At 44.3% G+C, this 7,009-nt stretch carries 8 protein-coding genes; all 8 read right to left on the reverse strand.

Translation table 11 applies throughout. The features are described from left to right. Window positions 1-370 precede the first annotated feature (370 nt). Window positions 371-844 carry a hypothetical protein gene (locus tag QZ735_RS03980; protein WP_294244494.1) on the reverse strand — a complete coding sequence of 158 codons (474 nt, stop codon included), beginning with the start codon at window positions 842-844 and terminating at the stop codon, window positions 371-373. An 88-nt stretch (window positions 845-932) separates the two neighbouring features. Next, the gene (gap, locus tag QZ735_RS03985; protein ID WP_294244495.1) at window positions 933-1,943 is read right to left on the reverse strand and encodes a type I glyceraldehyde-3-phosphate dehydrogenase; all 1,011 of its coding nucleotides are present in this window, start codon (window positions 1,941-1,943) and stop codon (window positions 933-935) included. A gap of 30 nt (window positions 1,944-1,973) precedes the next feature. Further along, window positions 1,974-2,960 (reverse strand): 6-phosphofructokinase, encoded by a 987-nt coding sequence (gene pfkA, locus QZ735_RS03990; RefSeq protein WP_294244498.1) that lies wholly within the window; start codon window positions 2,958-2,960, stop codon window positions 1,974-1,976. Window positions 2,961-3,043: 83 nt separating this feature from the next. Continuing rightward, complete coding sequence (locus QZ735_RS03995) at window positions 3,044-3,904, reverse strand: DUF4846 domain-containing protein (protein ID WP_294244501.1); 861 nt, start codon at window positions 3,902-3,904, stop codon at window positions 3,044-3,046. A 145-nt stretch (window positions 3,905-4,049) separates the two neighbouring features. Then, window positions 4,050-4,808 (reverse strand): TIGR03915 family putative DNA repair protein, encoded by a 759-nt coding sequence (locus QZ735_RS04000; RefSeq protein ID WP_294244504.1) that lies wholly within the window; start codon window positions 4,806-4,808, stop codon window positions 4,050-4,052. A 99-nt stretch (window positions 4,809-4,907) separates the two neighbouring features. Then, on the reverse strand, window positions 4,908-5,204 hold the full coding sequence (locus QZ735_RS04005; RefSeq protein WP_294244506.1) for a type II toxin-antitoxin system RelE/ParE family toxin: 297 nt from the start codon (window positions 5,202-5,204) through the stop codon (window positions 4,908-4,910). After that, a complete protein-coding gene (locus QZ735_RS04010; protein WP_294244509.1) occupies window positions 5,197-5,436 on the reverse strand; it encodes a type II toxin-antitoxin system ParD family antitoxin in 240 nt (79 codons plus the stop codon). The genes QZ735_RS04005 and QZ735_RS04010 overlap by 8 nt, the downstream gene beginning before the upstream one ends. Before the next feature lie 54 nt (window positions 5,437-5,490). Further along, complete coding sequence (locus QZ735_RS04015) at window positions 5,491-6,750, reverse strand: putative DNA modification/repair radical SAM protein (protein WP_294244512.1); 1,260 nt, start codon at window positions 6,748-6,750, stop codon at window positions 5,491-5,493. Window positions 6,751-7,009: the final 259 nt, after the last annotated feature.

Raw genomic sequence — 7,009 nt, forward strand, 5'->3', positions numbered from 1 at the left:
ACAATATCCCTATGAAATCAACGGATGACGGCCATCCGCTGACTCCGTTTCTGCTCCGGAACAGGTATTCCAGGCCTGCATCAGCGGATGGCCGTCATCCGTTGATTTCATAGGGATATTGTTTATCCTATCCAACTAATAAAATGTAGCTCAAATACCAAAGAGGGATTCTTTTATGTTCCCGTATTCTTTAGATGGCAGCAGCCCATAATCAGGAGAATTCACTACAAGACTGTTCTATAGAAGAATACCGAACGGACTACCCGGTGACCCATTGATTGAGGGCCATACGCTCAGAAAGTTTGGCTTTTTTGTCAGTTGTCTGTAAACATAATACACCTTGATTCTCTGTTTTCAGAGGATGTGCTGTTTATAGATTTTCTTCATATGCAATGGCATGCTCGTCAAAAAAATGCTTTACCGATGTTTTGCTTTTGATGGAGAAACTTCTTCTCTTGCCATTTTTCAACAGCAGAAAAACGGTATCGTTGCCGCCCGTAATGAAGGCTTTGCCGTACTTTTTCGACAGCCTGACGCCCCAGCCTCCGAAATCCCATATCGGATCCGTATTCACCAGGCGGATTTCCCGGATTTCATTCCATCGAATTTTTTTACGGCGAAACATAAACGGGAAAAAATAATATTCGAAATGCGAAGCATCCATTCTGATGTTAAGCCTGGAAAAGAAAAGAAGCAGGGCAATCGGTACCGTAATCCCGATTACGACCCATGGCGACTCATGGTCTTTGACCATGATGAAGCAGATGACTACCGACTGGAAAATAAGCAGAACAGGAAAAGCTATGGGAAAACCTGATGTTTCACGGATTATCTTTGAATTCATAAGCTGGTGACCATATCATATTTCCGTTAAATTAAACAAAAAAACCTTCCCGCAGGAAGGTTTCTGTTAAAATGATGCTTTTATCTTATTAGTTGGATAAAGAAGCAGCGTGGATCAGCATATCCACAAGTTTGTTGGAATATCCCATTTCATTGTCATACCATGAAACAAGTTTTACAAATTTAGGGGAAAGCATGATTCCTGCATCTTTGTCGAAAATAGACGTTCTCTTATCTCCGATAAAATCCTGGGAAACCACGGCATCTTCAGTATATCCTAAGATTCCTTTCAGTTCGCCTTCGGAAGCTTCTTTGATGGCTGCACAGATCTCCTCGTAAGAAGTCTCTTTTTCCAGTCTTACGGTAAGGTCTACAACGGAAACGTCTACGGTAGGAACTCTGAAAGACATCCCCGTTAATTTTCCGTTCAGGGAAGGGATTACTTTACCTACTGCTTTTGCTGCTCCGGTAGAAGAAGGGATGATGTTGTTCAGGGCAGCTCTTCCTCCTCTCCAGTCTTTCATAGACGGTCCGTCTACGGTCTTCTGGGTAGCGGTAGTGGCGTGAACAGTAGTCATAAGGCCTTCTTCGATCCCGAATTTATCGTGGATTACTTTAGCCAAAGGCGCCAGACAGTTGGTCGTACATGAAGCATTGGATAAAATTTTGATATCATCCGTCAGTTCCGTATGGTTTACTCCCATTACGAACATCGGGGTGTCATCTTTTGAAGGAGCGGAAAGGATTACTTTTTTAGCTCCTGCATTGATATGTTTTGCAGCGTTGTCTTTATCTAAAAACAACCCTGTAGATTCAACGATATAATCTGCACCGATGGCATCCCACTTCAGGTTGTTCGGGTCTTTCTCAGCAGTTACCCTGATTTTTTTTCCGTTTACCACCAGGTCGTTCCCTTCTACGGAAACCTCTCCCGGGAAAACGCCGTGTACAGAGTCGTACTTCAGCATATAAGCCATGTATTCGGCATTAATCAGGTCATTGATTCCTACTACTTCGATGTTATCTCTCTCAGTCATTGCTCTGAAAACAAGACGTCCGATTCTACCAAACCCGTTGATACCTACTTTGATTGTTGACATAATAGTTTGTTTTAAATTATATAAAAAATATTAGATTGCTAAAATTTCAGAAATCAGCATAAGGTCTTTGTTGATTTCGTTGTGTTTTTTGATGGCCTCTTCAATAGGCGTATAAACCAGGTCGTTGGAACGCATTCCCGCCATAACATTGGTCTGGCCTTCCATCAGTCCGGTCACCGCACCATAACCCAGCCTGCTGGCCAGCACGCGGTCTGCACAGCTTGGTGATCCGCCTCTCTGGATATGCCCCAGGATGGCGACACGGATATCGTAATCCGGGAATTCCTTTTTGGTCTTTTCTGCCAGCTCATAGATGTTGGCCAGCTTTTCGCCTTCTGCCACCACCACGATGCTCGATGCCTTTCCGGTTTTCTCTGCATTCCTGAAGTTGGCAAACAGCTCATCGATGCTGTCTTTTCTTTCAGGGATCAGTATATCCAGCGCTCCGGTGGCAAGTCCGCTGTTGAGGGCAATAAATCCGGCGTCCCGTCCCATCACTTCCACAAAGAAGACCCTATTGTGGGAAGTAGCCGTATCCCGGATCTTATCGATGGCTTCCATGGCAGTATTCAGTGCCGTATCATAACCGATAGTGTTGTCGGTCCCGAAGATATCATTGTCGATGGTTCCCGGCACGCCGATCACCCGGATGCCGAATTCTTCATTGAAGATCTTGGCTCCGGTAAAGGTTCCGTCACCACCGATGCACACCAGCCCGTCGATGCCGAGCTTTACGCAGTTATCGTAAGCCTTCTGGCGGCCTTCCGGCGTTTTGAATTCCATAGACCGGGCAGATTTCAGGATGGTCCCGCCCTGGTTGATTATATTTTTTACGGAACGCGGCCCCATTTTCAGGAAATCACCGTTGATCAGGCCATTATAGCCTTCCCGTACTCCGTAGCATTCTACATGGTAATAATTGGCGGTTCTTACAACCGCTCTTAATGCTGCATTCATACCCGGGGAATCGCCGCCGGAGGTAAGAACCGCAATTTTTTTCACAGCACTCTCTTTCATCTGGTAAAAAATTTCGAACACAAATTTACAAAAACAAGTTCAGATAAAGGCAGTAAGTTGAGAAGAGTTTTAAAGATAAACCCTTAAAACTTCCTGAAATTTGAAGGTTTGAAAATATACCCTGCTGTTTTGGTTTCAGGATCATCCGTCCGCAGGGAGTACCAGGGAGAAATCTCAGAAGCAAAAGGATTGGAGAGGATGTGGATAGACTGGGCAGGAGTAAATCCTTCGCCCAGTAAAAACAGCCGTTCTCCTTTACTGTTGCTGCTTACCCCGGCAATAAATACCACATGTCCCGGGCTGCCGGGTGTAATCAGGATATCACCCGCTTTCAGGTCCTGTGTTTTTATAACCGGCTCCGTTTCCCTGTTCAGCGATAGGGTTCCGGCATAATTGAATATCAGGTCCAGGTAATTCCTGAAATTCCCATAGGAATCATCATAGGCTGCGGTTTTTCTGAAGCTTACAGAATTCCCGTTTACGAAGGCCCGGATGCCGCTTCTGTACGCAGTCCATGAAAGCAGGTCGCCGCTGGTAAAGTGGAATCTGATCTCATCGGACTTTCCGGTTTTGAAAAGATATTCCGCCCGCAGGCGGATAATGGCATCCGCACATTGCTGGAGGTCCTTTGTTCCGGTATCGATATCGAAAACGGCTTCGTGAAGATGCTGCGTCGCAATTTGCGTTCCGTCATATTTCAGGATAGGGCTTCCGTAAGGCTTGAGTGTAAAATGTTCTATAAAATAGCTGAAGGAGCCGGGTTGACTCTTAATCCATCCGTATCCATCCGGTGCAGGAAATCTCTCCCTGACCGTATTTTTGTTTTTCTGAATATTTTCCTGTACATGATGATCGGGTTCCGGCAGAAAGCGTTCTGCGGTTTTCCCTTTGTCACAGCTTACCGTGAGCAGGGAAATAAGAAATCCCGGAATAATTTTTTTCATGGATATAAATCTTCGGGAAAGATAAAAATAATTCTGTAGACAGAAGTCTGTTTTTTACGTCAGCTGACATGCTGTATTGACTGGTCCTGCCGGCGCATTCCGGCTTTTCATATCGGAACAGGGAAAAAAGGCCATGATCAGATCCTTACCATTTTTCCGTCAGGTATTTCCAGTAACGCCTCGGGACATGCTGAAGGTGAAGTTTGATGTTCTTCCGTTCCACAATATTGGTTTTGGTGAAATACCGCTGCCAGAGGGTCTGGTAATTTTTCTCTTCATCATGAAATTTCTGCTGGTATCTGTTAAGGTTTAACTTTTCATCGGGATAAAAAAAGTCACAGTTCTCCAGGTCATACAGGAGACCATAGTTTCTTCTCAGGTCATAGATCATCCATTTCTGGTCCTGGTACCGGTCTTTGAAATGCTTCCGGACCAATGGAAGCACATTAAAGTCGGGGTCGATCTTGGCGAAGAAAACGCCGTCCTGCATCTTTTCAAAACGTACGAAAGCAGTCATCCGGTGCCGTTCACGGTTGACCGATTTCCCGATCTTGGAGATGGCCAGGATATCGTCATCAGCGTAATTCTTCAGAATATCTTCTTCCGGATACTTCACCGACTGCCTCACCGCCGATAGGATCAGCTGTTCTCCCTGCGGATCTTCCGACAGGTAGACTTTCAGCAGTTCATGGATACCCTGTTTCCCGATATTCTGTTCCAGTTTATTCAGCACCCGCTCCGATTTTTCAGGCTGGGTAATGACTTCATGGATGTCGGCAAAGATATTTTCCTGATGGAACCGGTCGCGGCTGACGATTTCCACATCTTTATACCGGTATTCGAAAACTTCAAATACTGCGGTGAAAAGGCCGTCGAAACTTCCGTCGTAGAGAAGGGTGGTCATGGGTTGATATAGCAATTTAACAGTGTGGCAATGTGACAATTTGAAAATAGGGTAATTTTGAAATTTCATCGATGTCCGGAAATCTTTCTTTTATTCAAATTAAAAATAATTTGGAAAATCCCTGCTTCCGTGCAGAACTCTGATGATCCGGATATGGTCATCCATAATCCTGTAAAAGATAATATGGCTGTCTTTTGGAAAACTGTATAAACCCGGTTTTATTTCATCACGCTTTTTTCCGGAGTACGGATTTAAAATCAGGCTTTGAAAAACATCTTCTATCTCAAGAAAGTATTTTTCTGCCTGTTCGAATCCGAATTGATGTACGGAGTAATCAAAAATTTCTTCTAAGTCTTTATCCGCGATCTCAGATAAAGCATAGAATCTTTCAGACATTATCGTGACGCTTCTGCTTCCGGGACAAGATAATATCTTTCACGGAACGGGAACTTATTGCGCCTTCCCAGCCCTTTTCGATTTCATTCCTGAGATCCTGAAGGGAATGATGCCTGTAGAACTCATGAAGCCGGAGAGCATCCCGGATAACTTCCCCTGCATCAGGAAAATTACCTGATTCCACCTGTTCGGCAATATATTGTTCCTGTTTCTTGTTAAAACTGATATTCATTGTATCTTGTTTTTTCCGAAATTACAAAATCTGTTCTGATATAACAAGGGCATTTTAAAACAACGTCAGCTGCTGTGAAAACTGATTGTGGAACTTGGAAGAGCTTCCGCCGATGATGAGCTTCCGGAAATTTTTATCGGTTAAATATTTCAGGAAAGCATTCCCGGCATTGAAATCGATGAAGTATTTGGCACGGTTAACCGCCGCACCCAGCTTTTTAAGGTGATCAATCGTTAATACCTGGAACCTTCTCGCATTCACAATTTTCTTGGCCGTTTTTACCCCGATTCCGGGAATCCTTAAAATCATCTGATAATCTGCCGTCTGAAGATTTACCGGGAACTGATCCAGGTTTCTTAGTGCCCAGCTCATTTTGGGATCAACCTCCAGATCCAGGAAAGGCATATTGGGATCCAAGATCTCCTCCGCTTTAAATCCGTAGAACCTCATCAGCCAATCCGACTGGTAGAGGCGGTTCTCCCGGAGCATCGGCACTTCCGTCGTCAGGGAAGGCAATCTCTTGTCTTCCAATACCGGTACATAGCCGGAATAATATACCCTTTTCAGGTTATAATTCTTGTAAAAATGATCGGCTACTTTGATGATCTGCAAATCGTTTTCATGGGTAGCACCTACAATCATCTGCGTCGACTGGCCTGCCGGTGCAAACTTCGGAACCTTTCTGAAGATTTTCTTCTCATCCTTGTACTGGGCAATACCGTTCTGTATGTACTTCATCGGGTTAAGCATATCCTGGCGGTTTTTTTCAGGAGCCAGCAGCTTCAATCCGCTTTCGGTAGGGATCTCAAGGTTGATGGACAAACGGTCTGCATACAAAGCCGCCTCCTGCATCAGCTCGTCACTTGCCCCGGGAATGGATTTCAGGTGGATATAGCCGTTGAAGTTTTCTTCCAGCCTGAGCTTTTTGGCTACCCTTACCAGCCGTTCCATGGTCGTATCCGCATTTTTAAAAATTCCGGAACTCAGAAACAGGCCTTCGATAAAATTCCTGCGGTAAAAATTAATCGTCAGATCCACGACTTCTTCCACGGTGAATGCCGCCCGCTTGATGTCATTCGAGCTACGGGAAACACAGTAAGCACAATCGTAGATACAATGATTGGTCAGCAGGATCTTGAGAAGGGATACACAGCGGCCGTCTTCCGTATAGGTATGGCAGATCCCGCTGGCAGAACTGTCTCCCAGAGCCCCTTTTTTGTTTTTTCTAGAGCCTCCGCTCGAGGAACATGATACATCATATTTGGCAGCATCGGCGAGAATTTCAAGTTTTTCTTTCAGGCGGTCAAAATTCATATGAATAATCGAAAATGGTGATATTGTGTGTTATTTTCTGTTCAAATGTAAGCTTTAAATTGATAAAAATCAACCTTTTTTGATTGACGTTATCAACACCGGCAAGTCATAAAATCACTATCTTTACGCTTCATTAAAGTTACACTATGAATCATCAACCGATTGAAGGTTTTTCCAAACTTAGCAAACAGGAAAAAACCGACTGGCTCGTTAACGAATACCTTGGAGGCAACGAAGAATATCAGCATATTTTACAGCA

The sequence above is a fragment of the uncultured Chryseobacterium sp. genome, assembly GCF_913776365.1.
Lineage (GTDB): Bacteria > Bacteroidota > Bacteroidia > Flavobacteriales > Weeksellaceae > Chryseobacterium.

Excerpts from the sequence above, each read along its gene's own strand:
- QZ735_RS04010 (WP_294244509.1), bottom strand. The coding sequence starts at position 5,436 with ATGAATATCAGTTTTAACAAGAAACAGGAACAATATATTGCCGAACAG.
- QZ735_RS03995 (WP_294244501.1), bottom strand. The coding sequence starts at position 3,904 with ATGAAAAAAATTATTCCGGGATTTCTTATTTCCCTGCTCACGGTAAGC.
- gap (WP_294244495.1), bottom strand. The coding sequence starts at position 1,943 with ATGTCAACAATCAAAGTAGGTATCAACGGGTTTGGTAGAATCGGACGT.
- QZ735_RS04015 (WP_294244512.1), bottom strand. The coding sequence starts at position 6,750 with ATGAATTTTGACCGCCTGAAAGAAAAACTTGAAATTCTCGCCGATGCT.
- QZ735_RS04005 (WP_294244506.1), bottom strand. The coding sequence starts at position 5,204 with ATGTCTGAAAGATTCTATGCTTTATCTGAGATCGCGGATAAAGACTTA.
- QZ735_RS03980 (WP_294244494.1), bottom strand. The coding sequence starts at position 844 with ATGAATTCAAAGATAATCCGTGAAACATCAGGTTTTCCCATAGCTTTT.
- pfkA (WP_294244498.1), bottom strand. The coding sequence starts at position 2,960 with ATGAAAGAGAGTGCTGTGAAAAAAATTGCGGTTCTTACCTCCGGCGGC.
- QZ735_RS04000 (WP_294244504.1), bottom strand. The coding sequence starts at position 4,808 with ATGACCACCCTTCTCTACGACGGAAGTTTCGACGGCCTTTTCACCGCA.